The sequence below is a fragment of the Collinsella bouchesdurhonensis genome, from assembly GCF_900155365.1.
Classification (GTDB): domain Bacteria; phylum Actinomycetota; class Coriobacteriia; order Coriobacteriales; family Coriobacteriaceae; genus Collinsella; species Collinsella bouchesdurhonensis.
This window is the reverse complement of sequence record NZ_LT699736.1, coordinates 1-2148: the sequence shown is the minus strand read 5'-3', so window position 1 is coordinate 2148 and position 2148 is coordinate 1. Positions and strand designations below refer to the sequence as shown.

Here is a 2148-nt window from a genome sequence, read left to right as displayed (position 1 = left end):
CCCGCGGGTCGAAGGGTGTGTGCCCCTAACCGCGGATTATCGCAGCTTGCCGCGTCCTTCATCGGCTTCCTGTGCCAAGGCATCCGCCGTGCGCCCTACATATCTTCCCGCGCTTCCAGCGCGGGCGCCGCATGAAATCATGATGCTATGGTAACGTTCGTTCAATTAGTCATAATAATTGGGTATCGCATACCGCGCCCCCCTCGAGGGAGGGGTCGCGATCAGATGCTTCTCACTTCTTCAATACAGATTGAGAATCGATCGAATCAGAATATTTGATCCGTCTCGCTATGCGGCTCTCAAGGTACGCGGGGGTGACCCCGGGGACCGGGCGCCGCGGGTCCCGGGACGGATGCGCCGGACGGGTGTGACCCCGCGCCGTCAGTTCGAGTGTTTCTTTCAGGTGAGTGCATTCTCCCTAGAAAGGAGGTGATCCAGCCGCACGTTCCCGTACGGCTACCTTGTTACGACTTCACCCCCCTCACCCTCCACACCTTCGACGCCTCCCCCCGGAATACGGTTGGGCCGGCGGCTTCGGGTGCAGACGACTCGGGTGGTGTGACGGGCGGTGTGTACAAGGCCCGGGAACGCATTCACCGCGGCATGCTGATCCGCGATTACTAGCAACTCCGACTTCATGGGGGCGGGTTGCAGCCCCCAATCCGAACTGGGGCCGGCTTTACGGGATCGGCTCCCCCTCGCGGGGTGGCATCCCTCTGTACCGGCCATTGTAGCACGTGTGCAGCCCAGGGCATAAGGGGCATGATGACTTGACGTCGTCCCCGCCCTCCTCCGGCTTGACGCCGGCGGTCCCGCATGGGTGCCCAGCTTCACCTGCTGGCAACATGCGGCGGGGGTTGCGCTCGTTGCGGGACTTAACCCAACATCTCACGACACGAGCTGACGACAGCCATGCACCACCTGTATGGGCTCCTCTCGGCCACGGGGTCTCCCCCGCTTCACCCATATGTCAAGCCCTGGTAAGGTTCTTCGCGTTGCTTCGAATTAAGCCACATGCTCCGCTGCTTGTGCGGGCCCCCGTCAATTCCTTTGAGTTTTAGCCTTGCGGCCGTACTCCCCAGGCGGGACGCTTAATGCGTTGGCTTCGGCACGGAGGGATCGTCCCCCCACACCTAGCGTCCATCGTTTACGGCTGGGACTACCAGGGTATCTAATCCTGTTCGCTCCCCCAGCTTTCGCGCCTCAGCGTCGGTCACGGCCCAGAGGGCCGCCTTCGCCACCGGTGTTCCACCCGATATCTGCGCATTCCACCGCTACACCGGGTGTTCCACCCTCCCCTACCGGACCCAAGCCCGGAGGTTCCGGGGGCGGGCGGGGGTTGAGCCCCCGCATTTGACCCCCGGCCTGCCAGGCCGCCTACGCGCGCTTTACGCCCAATGAATCCGGATAACGCTCGCCCCCTACGTATTACCGCGGCTGCTGGCACGTAGTTAGCCGGGGCTTCTTCTGCAGGTACAGTCTTGTCTCTTCCCTGCTGAAAGCGGTTTACGACCCGAAGGCCTCCGTCCCGCACGCGGCGTCGCTGCGTCAGGGTTGCCCCCATTGCGCAAGATTCCCCACTGCTGCCTCCCGTAGGAGTCTGGGCCGTGTCTCAGTCCCAATCTGGCCGGTCGGTCTCTCAACCCGGCTACCCGTTGTCGGCACGGTGGGCCGTCACCCCGCCGTCTACCTGATGGGCCGCGGAGCCATCCCCTCCCGCCTGGGCTTTGCCGGGGGCCGCATGCGCGGTCCCCGGGTCGTCGGGCATTACCCGCGGTTTCCCGCGGCTATTCCCGAGGAGGGGGCAGGTTCTCCACGTGTTACTCAGCCGTTCGCCACTCGCTTCCCCCCGGAGGGGGGTGCCGTTCGACTTGCATGTGTTAGGCGCGCCGCCAGCGTTCATCCTGAGCCAGGATCGAACTCTCCGTCCAAAGGGGGATGTGAGACATCCCCCGGTATCAGACGCGAGGCGTCCGTCCGGCCAGCTTCTCGCTGATCGGATCCATTCGATTGAAAAAAGCTTGTTGGTTAGGAAATGATGGGGCCTGCCCGACGGGCAGACCTTATCAAGTTATTCTTCCGTACACATTCGCTCATACTTCGAATTGGTATGATTTAGTGCATCTGTCCCGGATGGAGCCGATATGC

At 62.8% G+C, this 2148-nt stretch carries 2 rRNA genes; both read right to left on the bottom strand.

Features of this window, described 5'->3' with window-relative positions:
- Positions 1-110, bottom strand: a 23S ribosomal RNA gene (locus BQ9843_RS00075); the annotation flags it as partial.
- Between the two features lie 312 nt (positions 111-422).
- Positions 423-1931 (bottom strand): 16S ribosomal RNA (locus BQ9843_RS00070).
- Between the last annotated feature and the right edge of the window lie 217 nt (positions 1932-2148).